This is a genomic window from Thermomonas aquatica, assembly GCF_006337105.1.
In the GTDB taxonomy this organism is placed as follows: Bacteria; Pseudomonadota; Gammaproteobacteria; order Xanthomonadales; family Xanthomonadaceae; genus Thermomonas; species Thermomonas aquatica.
The window spans coordinates 1,109,698-1,126,022 of sequence record NZ_CP040871.1 but is presented as its reverse complement, the minus strand read 5'-3'; the positions used below and the strand labels follow the sequence as shown (position 1 = coordinate 1,126,022).

At 69.3% G+C, this 16,325-nt stretch carries 11 protein-coding genes; 9 read left to right on the top strand and 2 right to left on the bottom strand.

The window, feature by feature from the left end:
• Together FHQ07_RS14300 and FHQ07_RS14625 are read left to right on the top strand one after the other, a co-directional pair.
• Window positions 1-687 (top strand): hypothetical protein, encoded by a 687-nt coding sequence (locus FHQ07_RS14300; protein ID WP_168191468.1) that lies wholly within the window; start codon window positions 1-3, stop codon window positions 685-687.
• Window positions 684-1,016, top strand: coding sequence for a DnaJ domain-containing protein (locus tag FHQ07_RS14625; protein WP_168191467.1), 333 nt, complete (start codon window positions 684-686; stop codon window positions 1,014-1,016). Before FHQ07_RS14300 ends, FHQ07_RS14625 begins: the two co-directional genes overlap by 4 nt.
• A 60-nt stretch (window positions 1,017-1,076) precedes the next feature.
• On the opposite strand, the gene FHQ07_RS05470 is transcribed toward FHQ07_RS14625, so the two are convergent.
• Complete coding sequence (locus FHQ07_RS05470) at window positions 1,077-1,640, bottom strand: Dps family protein (RefSeq protein ID WP_139715856.1); 564 nt, start codon at window positions 1,638-1,640, stop codon at window positions 1,077-1,079.
• 83 nt (window positions 1,641-1,723) lie between these two features.
• Between FHQ07_RS05470 and hrpA the strand changes: the two genes are divergently transcribed.
• Together hrpA and FHQ07_RS05460 are read left to right on the top strand one after the other, a co-directional pair.
• Entirely contained in the window at window positions 1,724-5,749 is a 4,026-nt protein-coding gene (gene hrpA, locus FHQ07_RS05465) for an ATP-dependent RNA helicase HrpA (RefSeq protein WP_139715855.1), read from the top strand.
• Between the two features lie 51 nt (window positions 5,750-5,800).
• Window positions 5,801-7,957 carry a RelA/SpoT family protein gene (locus tag FHQ07_RS05460; protein WP_425476943.1) on the top strand — a complete coding sequence of 719 codons (2,157 nt, stop codon included), beginning with the start codon at window positions 5,801-5,803 and terminating at the stop codon, window positions 7,955-7,957.
• Between the two features lie 4 nt (window positions 7,958-7,961).
• Here the strand turns inward: FHQ07_RS05460 and FHQ07_RS05455 are convergent, their stop codons facing one another.
• Entirely contained in the window at window positions 7,962-10,061 is a 2,100-nt protein-coding gene (locus FHQ07_RS05455) for a glycosyltransferase (RefSeq protein WP_139715854.1), read from the bottom strand.
• Window positions 10,062-10,202: 141 nt separating this feature from the next.
• Between FHQ07_RS05455 and mrcB the strand changes: the two genes are divergently transcribed.
• From mrcB to FHQ07_RS05430, 5 genes are read left to right on the top strand one after another with little or no spacing between them, the layout of a single operon-like run.
• The gene (gene mrcB / locus FHQ07_RS05450; RefSeq protein WP_139715853.1) at window positions 10,203-12,671 is read left to right on the top strand and encodes a penicillin-binding protein 1B; all 2,469 of its coding nucleotides are present in this window, start codon (window positions 10,203-10,205) and stop codon (window positions 12,669-12,671) included.
• Window positions 12,672-12,685: 14 nt separating this feature from the next.
• Complete coding sequence (gene yoaA / locus FHQ07_RS05445) at window positions 12,686-14,692, top strand: DNA repair helicase YoaA (RefSeq protein WP_139715852.1); 2,007 nt, start codon at window positions 12,686-12,688, stop codon at window positions 14,690-14,692.
• 34 nt (window positions 14,693-14,726) lie between these two features.
• Window positions 14,727-15,131 carry a VOC family protein gene (locus tag FHQ07_RS05440; protein WP_139715851.1) on the top strand — a complete coding sequence of 135 codons (405 nt, stop codon included), beginning with the start codon at window positions 14,727-14,729 and terminating at the stop codon, window positions 15,129-15,131.
• Window positions 15,132-15,167: 36 nt separating this feature from the next.
• Entirely contained in the window at window positions 15,168-15,872 is a 705-nt protein-coding gene (gene tsaB, locus FHQ07_RS05435) for a tRNA (adenosine(37)-N6)-threonylcarbamoyltransferase complex dimerization subunit type 1 TsaB (RefSeq protein WP_139715850.1), read from the top strand.
• Entirely contained in the window at window positions 15,869-16,321 is a 453-nt protein-coding gene (locus FHQ07_RS05430; protein ID WP_139715849.1) for a hypothetical protein, read from the top strand. Before tsaB ends, FHQ07_RS05430 begins: the two co-directional genes overlap by 4 nt.
• The last annotated feature ends 4 nt before the right edge of the window (window positions 16,322-16,325 follow it).

The following is a 16,325-nucleotide window of genomic DNA, read 5'->3' as shown; positions in this document are numbered from 1 at the left end:
ATGGCGTCGATGGAAGCGCTGCTGTTGCTCGGCATCGCGGCCTTCTACCTGTTCGACACCGCGTTGCTGCTGTATCGCGACGAGGTCGTGTTCGCGCAGTGCGGCCGTCGCTGGCGCGCGTCGATCGGCGCAGGGTTCATGCTCGCAGGGCGCTATCCGGTGCTGCCGGCATTGCTGTCGCCGGGTGCGCCGGTCTTCCGTTCGACCTGGGGCGCGTCCGTGCAAGGCCATCCGCCGGCAGCGGACCTGATCCTGCCGGTGGTCGGTCCGTTGCGATGGCCGGCACGCTTGATCGCGCTGCTGCTGTTCCTGGCGCTGCCGTTGGCCTTGTTGGTGAACCTCGATCCGCGGCTGATGCTGGGCTTGCTGGGCCTGCTGTACCTGGTCTCGTCGTTGTCGGTCGCGTACGTGGCGCGTCGACGCGCCATCCTCGGCCTGTCGCGCAAGGACATCGCGGCGATCGCCTTCGACGTGATCGCCTGCCCGCCGTTCGCGATCAACCTGGTGCGGCGAATCACCCTGCGCTGCGGGCTGGCAGTGCCAGCCGGCGAATTCGCCGTGGCCATGCTCGATGCAGACGCACATGCGCGATTGCTCCGCGTGCTGGGCGCCAGGAACGGCCTTGCCGCGGACGGCGTGGATCGAGATCAAGGCGACTTGCCATCGTCGGAGGGGGAGTCGCCATGACGCTCATGGAAGGATTGGTGGTCGCCAGCGGGCTGGCCATCGGCTATTGGCTGGTGTCGGTGTTCACCAAGTCGCCGGATGGATACGACGACACTCCCGCCGGCAACGCCGACGCTCCGGAAGCGGCGGCGCCCGGCGCGCCCTGGCACGAAGTGCTGGGCGTGTCCGAATGGGCCAGCGACGAGGACGTCACCGCGGCCTATCGCGACAAGATCGGCCAGTACCATCCGGACAAGGTCGCGACGATGGGACCGGAAATCCGCGAGCTGGCCGAGCGCAAGGCCAGGGAAATCAACCAGGCCTATCAGGACGCAAGACGTCGAAACTGAGGGCGTGCAGGGGAAACGACGCCGTGCGGCGTCGTTTCCGTTTCCACGCCGCCGCGCGCATCACTGCAACAGCGAGCGCAACATCCACGCATTCTTCTCGTGGATGTTCAGGCGCTGGGTCATCAGGTCCACGGTGGGATCGTCGCCGGCCTTGTCGGCGGTGGCCAGCACCTTGCGCGCGGTGCGGCACACGGCCTCGTTGCCGACCACCAGCTGGCGCACCATCTCGCGCCAGTCGGCGGCATCGCCCAGGCCGGGTTCCTCGGGGATCGAGCTGAGCCTGATGAATTCCGCGTAGGAACCCGGCGCGTTGAAGCCCAATGCGCGGATGCGTTCGGCGGTTTCGTCCAGCGCGTTCCACTGCTCGGTGTACTGGCCCTCGAACATCACGTGCAGGCTGTTGAACATCGGCCCGGTGATGTTCCAGTGGAAGTTGTGGGTCTTCAGGTACAGGGTGAAGGCGTCCGACAGGAAATGGGACAGGCCGTCGGCGATCTTGCGGCGGTCGCCGGTGGAAATGCCGATGTCGATGCCCGGCACGCCATCGGCATGCGCCGCAGGGGCGGGCTTGGCGGCATCGGCCTGCTTCGAGGCGGATTTCGATTGCGACTTCTTCTTGGCCATGGCGGTGTCCTTTCGGGGCGTTGCGGCGACAATAGCCGCTGGCGGCGTTGCCGCACGATGAAAATTCCCTGATCCGCCGATTCATGCAGCCTAACGCGAGCGAACCACAAGCCACGCCGAAGCAGGCCCGGCGCGCCATCGACGGCGCGCTGACCCGCGACCGTGGCCGCCTGCTGGGCCTGTGGTCGAAGTGGAATGCGAAGCCCGCCGATGTCGCCCTGCGCGATGCCTTCGCCGCCAAACTGCAGGCTTCCGTCGCCGAGCGCGCACGCCGCGCCGCCGGCCTGCCATCGCCCAAGGTCGATGACAGCCTGCCGATCGCCGCCGAGGCCGAACGCATCGTCGAATTGATCCGCAGCCACCAGGTGGTGGTGATCGCCGGCGAGACCGGCAGCGGCAAGACCACCCAGCTGCCGAAGCTGTGCCTGCTGGCCGGGCGCGGCGCCGCCGGCATGGTCGGCTGCACCCAGCCGCGGCGGATCGCCGCGCGCTCGGTGGCGCGGCGGGTGGCGGAGGAACTGCAGGTGCCGCTGGGCGGTGCGGTCGGCTACCAGGTGCGCTTCAACGATGCGGTCAGCGATGCCACCGCGATCAAGTTCATGACCGACGGCATCCTGCTGGCCGAAATCCAGGCCGATCGCTGGCTGTCGAAGTACGACACGATCATCGTCGACGAGGCGCACGAGCGCAGCCTCAACATCGATTTCCTGCTCGGCTACCTCAAGCAGCTGCTGCCGAAGCGTCCCGACCTGAAGCTGATCGTGACCTCGGCGACCATCGATACCGAGCGCTTCTCCAGGCATTTCGGCGATGCGCCGGTGGTCGGTGTGGAAGGGCGCGGCTATCCGGTGGAGATGCGCTATCGCCCGCTGGAAGGCGAGGGCGAGGACGATGGCCAACGCTCGCTGCTCGACGGCATCGTCGCCGCCTGCGATGAAATCCAACGCGACAAGGGCATCGGCGACACACTGATCTTCCTGCCCGGCGAACGCGAGATCCGCGACGTCCACCAGGCGCTGGAGAAGCGCAAATACCGCCACACCGAAGTGCTGCCGCTGTACGCGCGGCTGTCCGCGCGCGACCAGGACCGGGTGTTCCAGCCCGGCCCGCAGCGACGCATCGTGCTGGCCACCAACGTCGCGGAAACCTCGCTGACCGTGCCGCGCATCCATTACGTGGTCGATCCCGGCGTGGCGCGGGTCAAGCGCTACAGCCCGCGGCAGAAGCTCGACCGCCTGCATATCGAGGCCGTCTCGCAGGCCAGCGCCAACCAGCGTGCGGGCCGTTGCGGACGCATCGCGCCCGGCACCTGCATCCGCCTGTATTCGGAAGCCGATTTCGCCTCGCGTCCGGAGTTCACCGATCCGGAAATCCGCCGCGCGGCACTCGCGGGCGTGATCCTGCGCATGCTGTCGCTGGGGTTGGGCGACATCGAGCAATTCCCGTTCCTGGAGCCGCCGGATGCGCGCGCGGTCGCCGATGGCTGGCAGCAGTTGAACGAACTCGGCGCAGTGGACATTTTCGATAAGAGCGGGCAGCGCAAGCTCACCGCCCTCGGCCGCACGATGGCGAAGCTGCCGGTCGACGTGAAGCTGTCGCGCATGCTGGTGGCGGCGAACGCGCACGGCGTTCTGCGCGAGATGCTGGTGATCGCCAGCTTCCTCGGCATCCAGGATCCGCGCGAGCGGCCGGCCGATGCGCGCGCCGCCGCCGATGCCGCGCATGCGCAGTTCGCCGACGCGAAATCCGAATTCGTCGGCATCCTCAAGCTGTGGCAGGCCTACCGCGACGCGCACGAGGAAATGACCCAGTCGCAGCTGCGCAAATGGGCGGACAGGCAGTTCCTCGGCTTCCTGCGCCTGCGCGAATGGTGGGAGCTGCATCGGCAGTTGAAGCTGCAGTGCGAGGAGTTGGGCTGGGAAACAGGAACAAAAGCCGGGTCAGCAAAAGCCGGGTCAGAGTCAACTTTTCCAAAAGCCGGGTCAGAGTCGACTTTTCGAGAGTCCTCGACTGATCGAGTTGATTCGGCAAAAGTCGACTCTGACCCGGCTTTTGCCTTCGCGGCACTGCATCGCGCGCTGATCGCCGGCCTGCCCACGCAGCTGGGACATCGCGGCGAGCGCGGCGTGTACGACGGCCCGCGTGGGCGCAAGTTCCAACTGTTCCCGGGCTCCAACCTGGCATCGAAACCGCCGCCATGGGTGTTGTCTGCGGCGCTGCTGGATACCGAGAAAGTGTGGTCGCTGACCAATGCGGCGATCGAACCGGACTGGGCCATTGCGGAACTGCCGCACTTGCTGGCGCGCCGCTATCACGAGCCGCACTGGTCGCGCGCGCAGGGCCGCGTGCTCGGCAGCGAGCAGGTCAGCCTGTTCGGGCTGGTACTGGCGCCGAAGAAACCGGTGCATTACGGCGCGCTGTTTCCGGAGGAGTCGCGCGTGATCTTCGTGCGCGAGGCGCTGCTCACCGGCGAGATCAATACCCGCAGTCCGTTCCTGCAGCGCAACCTGCGCACGCTGGAGCAGGCGAAGGAAGAGGAAGCCAAGCTGCGCCGCGTCGGCCTGGTGGTGGACGAGGACTGGCAGGCACGCTGGTACCTGGATCGGCTGCCGCCGCATGTGCACAACGCGCAGGCGCTGGACGCATGGGTGGCGAAGCTGCCGAAGGAACAGAAGGGCCTGCTGGAATGGTCGCGCGACGACCTGCTGGTCGCCGACCAGACTGATGCCGCGCTGTACCCCGCCTACATCGCGCTCGGCACAGCACGGCTGGCCGTGCAGTACCGCTTCGATCCCGGCGCGGTGGACGACGGCATGACCGTGGCGGTGCCGCTGCATTTGTTGAATGCCTTGGACGAAGCGCGGCTGTCGTGGCTGGCGCCCGGTTTCGTCGCCGACAAGGCCACCGCGCTGATCAAGTCGCTGCCGAAGGCGCTGCGGCGCAATTTCGTGCCGGCACCGGATTTTGGTCGCGCGTTCGCGGAGGCGCACCAACAGCCGGAAGCCGATGCCATCGAAGGCGCATTGGCCCGTTTCCTCAAGCGGCTCTCCGGTGTGGAAGTCAGTGCGGTCGACTTCGACGCGGCCGGCATCGAGCCACACTTGCGCGCGAACCTGCGCCTGTTCGAGAGCGACGGCAAACGCGTGCTCGCCGAATCGCGTGACCTGTCGGAACTGCGCGCGCGCTTTGGCCAGCGTGCCGCCGATGCCTTCGCACGCCATGCGGCGCAGGGCATGGCGCAAGCGGGCTTGATCGAATTCCCGATGCAGCCGGTGCCGCTGAGCGTGCCCGGCGCGGGCGGCGTGCCTGCGTATCCGGCCTTGCAGGACGATGGCGAGGCCGCATCGCTCGCCGTGCACGCGCAGCGTGAGGTCGCCGAACGTCTGCACCCACAGGGCGTGCGCCGGCTGCTCGTCATCGCGTTGGCCGACAAGATGAAGCAGGCGCGCAAGCAGTTGCCGGTGCAGCCGAAGATCTCGCTGCTGTATGCCGCCATCGAGTCCATGGATCCGCGCCGCGACGGCCTGAAGGATGCCGACCGCCTGCGCGCCGATCTGGTCGATGGCGCGTTCGCCGCTCTGGCCGAACACGATCTGCTTGCGATACGTGATGCCGATGCCTTCGCCCAGCGCCGCGATGCCATCGGCAAGACGCTGTTCGGCGAAGCGATGCGCCGCCTGCAGCAGGCCGACGCGATCCTGTCGCTGGTCGCCGAGGTGCGCGCGAAGCTGGAATCGAAGCTGATGGGCTGGGCGCGCGCCAACCTGGACGACATGCGCGCGCAGCTCGATGCGCTGGCCCATCCCGGCTTCCTGCGCGATGTGCCCGCCGAGGCGCTGGCCGAATACCCGCGCTGGCTGAAGGCGCTGTCGCTGCGCGCCGAGCGTGCCCAACGCGACCCGACCCGCGACCAGGCGCGGATGCTGGAACTGAAGCCATTCGCCGATGCGCTGGCGAATGCGGATCCGGCCGATGCGGACGCGCAGGCGCTGCGCTGGGAACTGCAGGAACTGCGCGTGCAATTGTTCGCGCAGGAGCTTGGCGTCAAGGGTGGCGTGTCGCCGAAGCGATTGGCGGCGCGGCTGGAGCGCCTGAAAAAAAGCCAATGAATGTTCAGCTGATTGCTGGCCGCGTCGCGTCGTCGTCGTTACTGTAGGGACATGCCCGCAACCGTCGCCACCGCTACGAATTACGCCGAGGCGCTGTCGCGCCTGCCGGCGGGCGCGTTGCCGGAAACGTTGGCGGCGTGGTGGCGGGCGCAGGCCGAGGCCGGCGCGCCGATGCGCGATGCCGCCGACGTGCTGGCCGACACCCTGCGCATCCTCGTTTCCTTGAATGCCGATGCCGACGTGATGGCGGCGGCGTTGCTGGATGCGCTGGTCGATGTCGAGCCGCGCGCGGCCGAGGCCAAGGTCGCGATCCCCGAGCGCCTGCAAGCCTTGCTGGAAGGTCAACGCGCCGCGAGTCGCGTGTGGGCGCTGCATCGCGACCACGGCGGCGGCCGCAACCCGGAAGGCATGCGCCGGCTGTTGCTGGCCCTGGTGCGCGACCTGCGGGTGGTGCCGATCGTGCTGGCGCGGCAGTTGTCGCGCATGCGCGCGGCCTGGCGCCTGCCGCTGGAGGAGCAGCGCGCGCTGGCGCAACTCACCCGCGACATCCACGCGCCGCTGGCCAACCGGCTGGGCATCTGGCAGCTGAAGTGGGAGCTGGAAGACCTCGCGTTCCGCTCGCTGGAAACCGAGACCTACCTGCGCATCGCCCGCTTGCTGGACGACAACCGCAGCGGGCGCGAGCGCTACATCGAACAGGCCAAGCGGCAATTGCACGAGGCCTTGGTGGCGCAGGGCATCACCGGCGCGGAGATCGCCGGGCGGCCGAAGCACATCTTCAGCATCTGGAAGAAGATGCGGAAGAAGGATGCGCCGATCAGCGAGTTGTACGACCTGCGTGCGCTGCGCGTGCTGGTGGATGACGTGGGGGACTGCTACGCCGTGCTGGGGCTGGTGCATGCGCTGTGGCTGCCGGTCCCGAGCGAGTTCGACGACTACATCGCCCGGCCCAAGAGCAACGGCTATCGCTCGCTGCACACTGCTGTGGTCGGCCCGGACGGCAAGACCCTGGAAGTGCAGATCCGCACCCGCGAGATGCATGCGCAGGCCGAGCTCGGCGTGGCCGCGCACTGGCGCTACAAGGAAGGCGGCGCGGCCGGCGGCGCGGCGATGGACAAGCGCATCGCGTGGATGCGCAAGCTGCTGGAGCAGGCCGCCGAGGCCGCGAAGGAAGGCGAGGCCTCGCCGCTGGACGCGATGGACAGCGAGCTGGTCGAGGATCGCGTGTACGCGCTGACCCCGAAGGGCGAAGTGGTCGACCTGCAGCAGGGCGCCACCGTGCTCGACTTCGCCTACCAGGTGCACACCATGGTCGGGCATCGCTGCCGCGGGGCGAAGGTGGACGGGCGCATCGTCCAGCTCAACCATCAGTTGCGCAGCGGCGAGCGCGTCGAGATCCTCACCGGCAAGACCGCGGAACCGCGCCGCGACTGGCTGCAGGCCAGCAGCGGCTCTCTCGCCAGCAACCGTTCGCGCGAGAAGGTGCGCGCGTGGTTCAACAAGCTGGACCGCGCGCGCAACCTGCAGGCCGGGCGCGAGCTGCTGGACAAGGACCTGCGCCGGATGGGCCTGCTGCAGGCCGACCTGCAGCCGGTGCTGGGCAAGTTCAACGTCGACAGCATCGACGACCTGCTGGTGCTGGTCGCGCTGGGCGATGTCGGCCCGAACCAGGTCGGGCGCGCCTTGCTCGATCTCGAGAAGCCCGCCGAAGAACCCGCCTTGCCGGCCTCGCCCGCGCCGGCGAAAACGACCGCGCCGGCCGCAGGCACGGTCACCGTGCAGGGCGTCGACAACCTGCTGGCGCAGGTCGCGCGCTGCTGCCAGCCGCTGCCGGGCGAGGCCATCGTCGGCTATCTCACCCGCGCGCGCGGGGTCAGCGTGCATCGGCCCGATTGCGCCTCGTTCCTGCGCCTGGCCAGCAAGCAGCCGGCGCGGGTGCTGCCGGTGGAATGGGGCGCGCGCAGCGGTGGCCATGAAGTGGCGGTCCGGATCGAGGCGGTCGACCGCAAGTGGCTGCTGAAGGACATCACCACCCTGGTCGCGCAACTGGGCATCCATGTGCTCGGCCTGCACGCCGACCAGGCGCGCGATGGCAACGGACGGGTGGTGCTCAGCGTGCGCGTGCGCGTCGGCGACTACGGCCAGCTGGGCCTGTTGCTGGGACGGCTGGAAGCGATGGCCGGCATCGAATCCGCCCGCCGCGGTTGAAGGATCAGCGCCGGCCGGACAGGAACAGCTCGCCGACCACGTCGCGCGCGGCGTCCATCGAGAAATGGCGGGCGACATTGTCGCGGCCGTTGGCGGCGATGCGGTTCCACAGCGCTTCGTCGCCGTGCAGCCGCAGCACGGCATCGGCGAAGCCGCCGGCATCGTCCGCAACCAATGCGTCCCGTCCATCGACCAGATGCATGCCTTCCACCGCGGGCGAAGTGGCCACCACCGGCAGGCCATGCGCCATTGCCTGGTTGACCTTGCCCTTCACCCCGGCGCCGTAACGCAGCGGCGCGACCGAAAGCCGGCAACCGTCGAGCCACGGCTGCAGGTCCGGCACATGGCCGTGGATGCGGATGCCGTCGATGGCGGACAGCGCCTGCACTTCGGCCGGCACGTCGCCGCCGATGCAGTGGAATTGCATGCCGGGCCGCGCTGCACGGATGCGCGGGAACACCTCGCGCGCGAACCACAGCACCGCATCGACATTCGGCGGATGGCGGAAGCCGCCGACGAACAGCAGGTCCTTGCGCTGCGACCAGGCCGGTCCTTGCGCACCGAGTGCGTGCAGGTTGGACAGGATGCGCACGTCCGCTTGCGGCGCATCGTCGGCAAGCAGTGCCCGCTCCGTGTCGCTGACCACCAGGGTGGCATCGGCCTTCGCGATCAGGCCGAGTTCGAGTTCGCGGGTTCGCTGCGCGGCGCGCAGGGCGACGCGGTCGCCGGAGAGTTCGGCCGCGCGTCGCTCGCGCAGGTAGTGCAGGTCGACGGTATCGAACAGCAGTTTCGCCTGCGGCGCGTGCTTGCGCAGCAGCGGCAGGAATTCGCTGGCGACGTAGTGCCGGCTGACCATCGCCACGTCGAAGCGCGGCCCGTGCTCGCGCAACCAGGCCGGGATGCCGGCGGCGTAGGGCGCGTGCCAGCACTCCACGCCGAGTTGCTGCAGCGCCTCGGTGTACGCGCCGTCGGCGCTGCGGTTGGCCGGCAGGAACACCACATGCGCGCCTTCCCCGATCAGCAGGCGCATCAGGTTCACCAGCCGCAGCGAGCCGGAATCGCGGTCCGGTTGCGGGGTCAGTGCATCGACGATCAGGATTTGCGGCCGGGCACGATGCAGCAAGGCCGGCGTCGGGATCGTGCCTGCGGGCAGCTGTTCGCGCAGCGCCTCCTGCCATTTGCGCGCGAACACCGATTGGTTGCGCACCTGCGCGGCTTTCGGGCCTTGCGCAAGATCGGTGCCGGAAGTCGCGCCTTCGTCGTGGACGACCAGCGAAGCCGGCTGGTACAGCACGCGCAGGCCGGCGCCGCGCACCGCGAAGGCGAGGTCGGTGTCTTCGTAATACGCGGGTGCGTAGCGTGCGTCGAACCCGCCAAGGCGCTCGAACAGCGTGCGCGGGATCGCGATCGCCGCGCCGCTGCAGTAATCGGCATCGCGCAGATAGGCGAACCGGCAGTCGTCGGGCGATTCGCCGCGACCGTAGTTCCAGCCCGAGCCATCGGCGAATACCACGCCGCCGGCTTCCTGCAGGCGGCCGTCGGGATACACGAGCTTGGCGCCGACCAAGCCGGCGTCCGCATGTCGCTCGAAGGTCTCCAGCATCGCATCCAGCCAGCCCGGCTGCGGCACGGTGTCGTTGTTGAGGAAGACCAGGAACTCGCCGCGCGCCAGCGCCGCGCCGTCGTTGCAGGCGGCGATGAAGCCGCCATTGGTTTCGCGGGCGTGCACGCGCAAGCCATCGACCCGGGCGAGCTTCGCCAGCGTGTCGTCAGGCGAAGCGTCGTCGACCACGATCAGCTCGAACGAGGCCCTCGGCGGATGCGCGGCCAGCGCGCGCAGGCAGGCGAGGGTGTGCGCGAACGCGCCATGCACCGGGATCACGATGCTGGCGCGCGGGGCCGCGGCGGTGGCGATCGAGAACCCGGCGAACGGCGCGGGTTGCGGCGCATACAGGGCCTGGGCCGGGACCGTGCCGCGCCGGAAGTGCAGCTTGAGCCGCTGCCAGCTCGCCGCCAGCCCGCGGTTGCGCAGGCTGGCCCAGCCGCGTCGCCACAGGCCCAGCCCGCGCGCGATCCAGAAGCGCGCTTCGGCGGGGATGGGCATGCGGCGGAACTCCGGCTGATTAATTCTGACTGACGAAGGGGGCAATCGACGACGTCGAACCGCGCAAACCCTGCGCTAGACTCGCCGCGACCCTTCCCGGCATTGTCGCATCCCGCGAATCCGCCGCCAGCCAGACCGCCCATGCCGCGCATCGAAGACCAAGACGACGACCTGCAAGACGACGACCAGGGCGGCGACGCAGGCGGCAGCGGCTGGCGATCGCGCCTGCTGACCTGGGGCCTGGCCGGCGCGGCATTGCTGCTGGGCTTCCTGGTCCCGTACATGCTGTACCTGAACCACCAGGTCGGCGAACGCTTCGGCAAGCTGCGCTGGCAGGTGCCGACCCGGGTCTACGCACGGCCGCTGACCCTGCGCGACGGCCTGGCGATGGATGCGCAAACCCTGAAGACCGAGCTGGATGCCGCGTCCTACCACGCCGGCGACGGCAAACGTGCAGGCACCTATGCGCGCAACGGCGGGCGCTGGCGGATTTCCAGCCGCGGCTACGACGATGTCGATGGCCGGATCGCCCCGGCGCAGTTGGAGGTGACGCTGTCCGGAGGCGAAGTCGTGGCGATCCGCGACCTCGGCAGCCGCAAGTCGCTGCGCAGCGCGCGCTTGGACCCGGCGCGCATCGCCACCCTGTACGGCCAGCAGCAGGAAGAGCGGCGGCTGGTGCGGATCGAGGAAGTGCCGGAACTGCTGGTCACCGGCCTGCAGGCGGTCGAGGACCGCGACTTCAACCACCACATCGGGGTGGACTTCAGCGGCATGCTGCGCGCCGTGTTCGTCAACGTGAAATCCGGCGGCGATACCCGCCAGGGCGCCAGCACGCTGACCCAGCAGCTGGCGCGCAGCGGCCTGCTCGGGATCGGCAAGGAACAGACCTACACCCGCAAGTTCAAGGAAATCCTGTTTTCGCTGCTGCTGGAAGCGCGCTACGACAAGCGCACCATCCTCGAGGCCTATTTCAACCAGGTCGACCTGGGCCAGCGCGGCGCGCAGGCGATCCGCGGCGTGGCCGCGGCCTCGGAATTCTGGTTCGGCCGCGACCTGCGCGACCTCTCCACCGAACAGATCGCGCTGATGATCGGGATGGTGAAGGGGCCGTCCTGGTACAACCCGCGACGCAACCCGGAGCGCGCCACCGAACGCCGCAATTTCGTGCTCGCCAAGATGCGCGAGAACGACCTGATCGACGACAAGGAATACCAGCGCGCGATCAAGGCGCCGCTGGGCGTGACCGAGAACGCCGGCAACGTCGCCGCCAACCGCTTCCCGGCATACGTGGACCTGGTGCGCAAGCAACTGGCGCGCGATTACCCGTCCGATTCGATTTCCGGCGCCGGCCTGTCGGTGATGAGCGGCATGTCGCCGTCCGCGCAGGGCTATGCCGAAGGCGCGGTGGGCCGCACGCTGAAATCGATCGGCAGCAAGGGCCGTCCACCGTTGCAGGCCGGTATGGTGATGACCGACGTGCACAACGGCGACGTGCTCGCGGTGGTCGGCAGCCGCGATTTCACCGAGCAGGGCTTCAACCGCGCGGTCGATGCCAAGCGCCCGGTCGGCTCGCTGCTCAAGCCCTTCGTCTACCTGCTCGCGCTCGCCCAGCCGGACAAATGGTCGCTGGCCAGCACGGTCAGCGATGCGCCGGTGACGGTGAGCCTGGGCCGCGGCCGCGACTGGAAGCCCGGCAATTCCGACAATCGCAGCCATGGCACGGTGCGCGTGATCGACGCGCTGGCGCAGAGCTACAACCAGGCCACGGTGCGGCTGGGCATGGACGTGCAGCCGAAGCGGCTGGCGGAATTGATCCACACCCTGGCCGGCATCCAGTCCGAGGGGCAGCCGTCGCTGATCCTCGGCGCGGTGGACCAGAGCCCGTATGCGATGGCGCAGCTCTACCAGTTCCTCGCCTCCGACGGCGAGATCCAGCCGTTGCACGCGGTGCGCGGCGTGCTGGATTCGCGCGGGCGCGCGATCAAGCGTTACGACAGCGATGCGCCACCCGCGCAGAAGGGCGATGCGGTGGCCGCGCGCCTGGTCGGCACCGCGCTGCAGTACGCGGTCACGTCCGGCACCGGCCGGCCGCTGATCCGCGACGGCCTCGGCGGCCTGTCGCCGGCCGGCAAGACCGGCACCAGCAACGATGGCCGCGACAGCTGGTTCGCCGGCTACACCGGCGACCACCTCGCGGTGGTCTGGGTCGGCAACGACCAGAACAAGGAAACCGGCCTGTACGGCGCCACCGGCGGCATGCGGGTGTGGTCGGACATCTTCGCGCGCCTGCCGAGCGCGCCGTTGCGGATCCCGGGCGAGGGTCTGGACTGGCAGTGGATCGAAGGCGGGCACAGCACCGATCCGGGCTGCCCGGGCGCGCGCCGCTTCGCCTTCGTCGCCGGTTATGCGCCCGGCTACCAGCAGTGCGTGTACGCGCCGCCGCCGGCGGTGGACGAATTCGGCAATCCGTTGCCTGAAGAGGGCAGCGATCCGGAGAACCCGCTCGAACGCGCCGGCCAGGCGCTCCGCGACTTCTTCGGCTGCGATCCGGCCAAGCAGGTGCCGCCGCCTCCGCCGGAGCAAACGCCGCCGGCGCAGCCCGCGCAGTAAGCGAGGGCCTGCGCATGGTGCCGACTTCGCGCCTGGGCCTGGGCGTCCGCGATGCGCTGTCCGAGGGCGCGGCGCTGGCCCAGCGGATCCCCGGCTTCGTCGCGCGCCCCGCGCAGCAGCGGCTGGCGGTCGCCGTTGCCGATGCCTTCGAATCGCGCGGCGTGCTGCTGGCCGAGGCCGGCACCGGCACCGGCAAGACCTTCGCCTACCTCGTGCCCGCGCTGTTGTCGGGCATGAAGACCATCGTCTCGACGGGTACGCGCGCCTTGCAGGACCAGCTGTATTTCCGCGACCTGCCGAGGGTGCGCGATGCGCTCGGCACCGGCCTGAAGACCGCGCTGCTGAAGGGCCGCGCGAACTACCTGTGCCGCTATCGGATGGAGCAGGCGAAGGGCGATGCGCAGCCCGCCAAGGGGATGTTCTCCTCGCGCGAGCTGGTTGCCCAGTTCCAGCGCGTGGTGGCGTGGAGCGGGCGCACGCAATTCGGCGACATGTCCGAACTGGCCTCGCTGCCGGAAGACTCGCCGCTGCTGCCGCAGGTCACCTCCACCGCCGACAACTGCCTGGGCACCGATTGCCCGTTCTGGGGCGACTGCTTCGTGGTGCAGGCGCGCCAGCGCGCGCAGACCGCGGACATCGTGGTGGTCAACCACCACTTGCTGCTGGCCGACCTCGCGCTCAAGCAGGAAGGCTTCGGCGAGATCCTGCCAGGTGCGCAGGCGTTCGTGGTCGACGAGGCGCACCAGTTGCCGGAACTCGCCGCGCAGTTCTTCGGCGAAGGCCTGGGCGCCCGCCCGCTGGTCGAGCTGGCGCGCGACGCGATCGCCGAATGCAAGGACGTGCCGGGTGCGCTGGGCAGCGTGCAGGAACCGGCGCGCGCGCTGGAGCAGGCGGCACGCGCGCTGCGCGCGGCGATGGACAACCTCCCGCAGCGCGGCACCGCGTGGCGCGCGCTGGACGAGGTCGACATCGAGCCCGCCTTCCAGGCGCTGGCCGGGTCGCTGCGGGCGATGCGGGAAACGCTGGAACCGTTGCGCGAGGCCGCGCCGGGTTTCGACGCCTGCCATCTGCGTGCCAGCGACCAGCTGGGCCGCCTGCAGCGCTGGTTGGGCGCCGAGGCCGACCACGGCACGGATGATGCCGAGCATGCCGATGCGGCGGCGGGCGACCCCGCCGCCAGCGTGCACTGGTACGAACTCACCCCGCGCGGCTTCCGCCTGCAACGCACGCCACTGGACGTGTCCGGGCCATTGCGCCGGCATCGCGACGAATCGCGCGCGGCCTGGGTGTTCACCTCGGCCACGCTGGCGGTGGACGGGCATTTCCGCCACATCGCGCAGCGGTTGGGCATCAACGAATGCGTGGAATTGCTCGAGCCCAGCCCGTTCGACTGGGACCGGCAGGCGCTGTGCTTCCTGCCGCCGCGCCTGCCGGAACCGGCCTCGCGCGAGTTCGGCCCGGCGCTGGTCGAAACCCTGCGGCCGGTGCTCGAGGCTTCCGGCGGCCGCGCGTTCCTGCTGTTCGCCTCGCATCGCGCGCTGCGCGAAGCCGCCGAATTGCTGCGCGGCGCGCCGTGGCCGCTGTTCGTGCAGGGCAGCGAGCCGCGGCATGTGCTGCTGCAGAAATTCCGCGATTCCGGCGATGGCGTGCTGCTCGGCACCGCCAGCTTCCGCGAGGGCGTGGACGTGGCCGGTGATGCGCTGTCGGTCGTGGTCATCGACAAGCTGCCGTTCGCCGCGCCGGACGATCCGGTGTTCGAGGCGCGCCTCGACGCGATCCGCCGCGGCGGCGGCAACCCGTTCCGCGACGAACAGCTGCCGCAGGCGGTGATCGCGCTCAAGCAGGGCGCCGGCCGCCTGATCCGCACCGAGAGCGACCGCGGCGTGCTGGTGCTGTGCGATCCGCGCCTGACCCAGAAGACCTACGGCCGGGTGTTCCTGGATTCGTTGCCGCCGTTGCCCAGGACGCGCGAGCTGGCCGACGTGCAGCGCTTCTTCGCGCAGGCGCCGAGTGCGCAATAATCCGCAATCGGGCCGATCAACGCAGGGGACAACGATGGCAAAGGTCACCGGAATCGGCGGCGTCTTCCTGAAGTGCAGGGGCGACAGCGCCGCGCTGGCGGCGTGGTACCAGCAGCACCTGGGCCTGCCGCTGGAGACCTGGGGCGGCGCCATCCTGCGCTGGCCGGACGACAAGGCCGAGGACAAGGGCCTCACCGTGTGGAGCCTGGCCGACAAGGACAGCCAGTGGTTCAGCCCCAGCGAGTCCGCCTTCATGATCAATTACCGGGTCGACGACCTCGACGAACTGCTGGCGCAATTGCAGGCCGATGGCGTGGCCGTCGTCGCCGGCCCGGAATCGCACGAGAACGGCAAGTTCGCCTGGATCATGGATCCGGACGGCAACAAGGTCGAATTGTGGGAGCCCATGCTTTGGGACGAGAAGAACAAGGGTGCGTGACCTTCGCCGCCCTGCATTCCAAGGCTTGATCCCGCGATGAAACTGCTCGCCATCGAAACCGCTACCGAAGCCTGTTCCGTTGCCGTCTGGATCGACGGCGAGGTGCACGAGCGCTTCGAGATCGCGCCGCGCCGGCACGCGGAACTGACGCTGCCGTGGGCGGAACAGTTATTGGCCGACACCGGGGTCGCCAAATCGCAACTCGATGCCATCGCCGTCGGTCGCGGTCCGGGTGCATTCACCGGCGTGCGCCTGGCGATCGCGCTGGCGCAGGGCATCGCGCTGGCGCTGAACCGGCCGCTGCTGCCGGTGTCGACATTGGCCGCGTTGGCGATGCGTGCACAAGCGGTTGGCGAGGGCGAACGCATCGTCGCCGCCATCGACGCGCGCATGGGCGAGATCTACGCGGCCACGTTCCGTCGCGAAGGCGGGGGCGTTGTCGCCGGCAGCGACGAGCGGGTGATCGCACCCGCCGAGTACCCGCTTCCCGAAGGCGACGGCTGGCACGGTGCCGGCACCGGGTTTGCGGCGGCGGACGGCCTCCTGCGGGCGCGATTGCAGGGGCGGCTGGCTTCGGTCGATGCGGCGGCCTTGCCGCATGCGGCTGACGTCGCCCGCCTGGGTGCGCTCGCCTTCGCGCGTGGCGAAGCGGTGGCGCCGGAACGCATCGAGCCCGCCTACCTGCGCAACAACGTGGCGCTGACCATCGCCGAGCAGCAGGCGCTGCGGAACGGGCGATGAAGAAGTGCATCGGCGATGGCGTGCATGCCTATCGCCCGACGATCACCAAGGCGTCGATTCCGCTGGCCGTCGTCGCGTTGCTGGTTCCAGCCGCAAGCGCACTCGGGGCGCTGGCCGGCTGGTGGCCGACCTGGGTGATCGCGACCGCGATCGCTGGGTCCGTGCTGTTGTTCGGCATCGGTTTCCTGATGCCGTTCCTGATGACTTGGGAAGTCCGGCACGGCGTCATTTCCGGGCCGGCCGGTTACGGCGTGAACACGCTCCAGCTCGAGCGGATCGATGACGGCCGGAGCCGGATCCGCGCCGACGGCAGCGTGATGCTGGTGGATGACCTGGGTTCCACGCTCCACCTGCCCCGGGGGTATCTGGCCCAGGACGAAATCGTCGAGATGCTGGAAATCCTCGGTGTCGATGCAAGGCGCTTGCCGAAGGCGGGGCTCGAGGCCTAGCGCC

Coding starts and splice junctions, on each gene's coding strand:
- FHQ07_RS14300 (WP_168191468.1), top strand. CDS start 1: ATGGCGTCGATGGAAGCGCTGCTGTTGCTCGGCATCGCGGCCTTCTAC.
- FHQ07_RS14625 (WP_168191467.1), top strand. CDS start 684: ATGACGCTCATGGAAGGATTGGTGGTCGCCAGCGGGCTGGCCATCGGC.
- FHQ07_RS05470 (WP_139715856.1), bottom strand. CDS start 1,640: ATGGCCAAGAAGAAGTCGCAATCGAAATCCGCCTCGAAGCAGGCCGAT.
- hrpA (WP_139715855.1), top strand. CDS start 1,724: ATGCAGCCTAACGCGAGCGAACCACAAGCCACGCCGAAGCAGGCCCGG.
- FHQ07_RS05460 (WP_425476943.1), top strand. CDS start 5,801: ATGCCCGCAACCGTCGCCACCGCTACGAATTACGCCGAGGCGCTGTCG.
- FHQ07_RS05455 (WP_139715854.1), bottom strand. CDS start 10,061: ATGCCCATCCCCGCCGAAGCGCGCTTCTGGATCGCGCGCGGGCTGGGC.
- mrcB (WP_139715853.1), top strand. CDS start 10,203: ATGCCGCGCATCGAAGACCAAGACGACGACCTGCAAGACGACGACCAG.
- yoaA (WP_139715852.1), top strand. CDS start 12,686: ATGGTGCCGACTTCGCGCCTGGGCCTGGGCGTCCGCGATGCGCTGTCC.
- FHQ07_RS05440 (WP_139715851.1), top strand. CDS start 14,727: ATGGCAAAGGTCACCGGAATCGGCGGCGTCTTCCTGAAGTGCAGGGGC.
- tsaB (WP_139715850.1), top strand. CDS start 15,168: ATGAAACTGCTCGCCATCGAAACCGCTACCGAAGCCTGTTCCGTTGCC.
- FHQ07_RS05430 (WP_139715849.1), top strand. CDS start 15,869: ATGAAGAAGTGCATCGGCGATGGCGTGCATGCCTATCGCCCGACGATC.